This is a genomic window from Rhodobium orientis (assembly GCF_003258835.1).
Lineage (GTDB): Bacteria > Pseudomonadota > Alphaproteobacteria > Rhizobiales > Rhodobiaceae > Rhodobium > Rhodobium orientis.
Window position 1 is genome coordinate 1 of record NZ_NPEV01000109.1, and the last position, 1,552, is coordinate 1,552.

The 1,552-nt window shown below is 61.8% G+C and carries 3 protein-coding genes; 1 reads left to right on the plus strand and 2 read right to left on the minus strand.

Annotated elements, in window-relative coordinates; all coding sequences use genetic code 11:
* Positions 1–232: 232 nt before the first annotated feature.
* The gene (locus CH339_RS23555) at positions 233–670 is read right to left on the minus strand and encodes a MarR family winged helix-turn-helix transcriptional regulator (protein ID WP_146610290.1); all 438 of its coding nucleotides are present in this window, start codon (positions 668–670) and stop codon (positions 233–235) included.
* Between the two features lie 304 nt (positions 671–974).
* Between CH339_RS23555 and CH339_RS23560 the strand changes: the two genes are divergently transcribed.
* Positions 975–1,292: a YdhR family protein gene (locus CH339_RS23560; RefSeq protein ID WP_111436857.1), complete on the plus strand. Its 318-nt coding sequence runs from the start codon at positions 975–977 to the stop codon at positions 1,290–1,292.
* A 113-nt stretch (positions 1,293–1,405) separates the two neighbouring features.
* Here CH339_RS23560 and CH339_RS25485 read toward each other — a convergent pair.
* Positions 1,406–1,552: integrase core domain-containing protein (locus tag CH339_RS25485; protein WP_146610090.1), on the minus strand; the 147-nt coding region annotated here is incomplete at its 5' end.

Sequence of the window (1,552 nt, forward strand, 5' to 3'; positions counted from 1 at the left end):
CTATCGCGTCTGCTTCGGTGCAACGCATATCGCAACCATTGACCTCAACCATACCCGAAACGATCATCAATGACTGTCAGCCATGTCCCCGAACACCTGTCAATCATCTCCCCGGGACAAACATCAAGGCCGGGGTGACGGCGGAGTATGTGGCGAACGGGTTAGCACCGCACTGAGGCCCGAGGACGGTGGATAATCCGGACCATAGCCCCGCCCCGTCCGCGCCGCCCCCCTATTCCGTCTCTGCAACCTTCGCCAGCGCCGCCACCTTCTTCACCAGATCGCCGCGGTCTGCCTTCGACAGGCTGGCCAGCAGCGTCTTGCAGGCTTCCTGCCGGTTGGCGAGGATCTCGGCCGAGAGCGCCGTACCCGCCTCCGTCAGTCGGAGGTTGACGATGCGCCGGTTGCTCTCGTTCCTCAGCCGCACCACGAGGCCGCGTTCCGCGAGCCGGGCGATGACGCTGGAGACGGTGGTCGGCACGGCTTCCAGATGCGCCCCGACGTCGGAGACGATGCAGTCCGGGTGCTCGGCGATATAGAGCAGGGCCTGGGTGTCGATGGCACTGACATAGACCGGCGCCTCCTCGGTGCCGGCGATGCCCTCGCGGAACGGCAAGGTGTAGTAGATCCGGCTGAGGGCGTCGCAGAAATTTGCGGTTTGACGATCCATGACTTCACCCTTCGCATAGTTCGACACTCGGTTACTGCGTCAGGATAGTTGAAAAAATGCGAAAAGGAAACCCATTTACAGTATGCGTTTCAAAAAAGAAGCGGCGCCATTCGGGCTGTAAGCGGCGGTCGGCGTCCCGCAAAACATGTCTTGGTCATGTGACATTGTGCGACAAATATAGGGGATACGAATCATCCGTCCGACGCCGCCGCACTGCCTCGCGCGTTTCCCCCTGCGGGGGACGATCAGCCGCCAGCGCAGCCTCGCGCGCCGATGCCCACCAGACCCCAGGGGAGAACCCGACATGATCACGGCATTCGTCCAGTTCCAGCTTGCGCCGGAAACCACCCTCGACGACGCCACCGCCATCTTCCGCTCCACGGCGCCGCGCTATCTCGGCCTGCGCGGCCTGATCCGCAAGCACTACATTTTCAATCCGGACAACGCCAAGGCCGGCGGCTTCTACGTGTTCGAGAACCGGGCCGCCGCCGAGGCCGTCTTCGACGACGCCTGGCGCGCGCTGGTCAACGAGAAATATGGCTGCGAGCCGGAACTGACCTTTTTCGACAGCCCTGTCTGCGTCGACAACGTCAAGGGCGAGATCATCGTCCTGCCGAAGTGATTGGCGGAAAGTACAGGACTTGCCGTCCCGTTGCTCTGGATTGCCGCGTCGGCCTGTCCAGGCTCGCGTCACGCGCCGCTCCCCGTCCTTCGGACCCTCGCAATTGTGCAAGTTCACGAATTCGGTGATGGCTGTTCGGTTTTCTTTTGTTCGGCGAAGGTCTTCGGGGGGATGTTTCCGATCGCCTGGTGGGGCCTGAACTCGTTGTAGTAGATGATATATTCGATGAGCTCGTTGGCCAGGTGCTCGGGGGTGTCGAA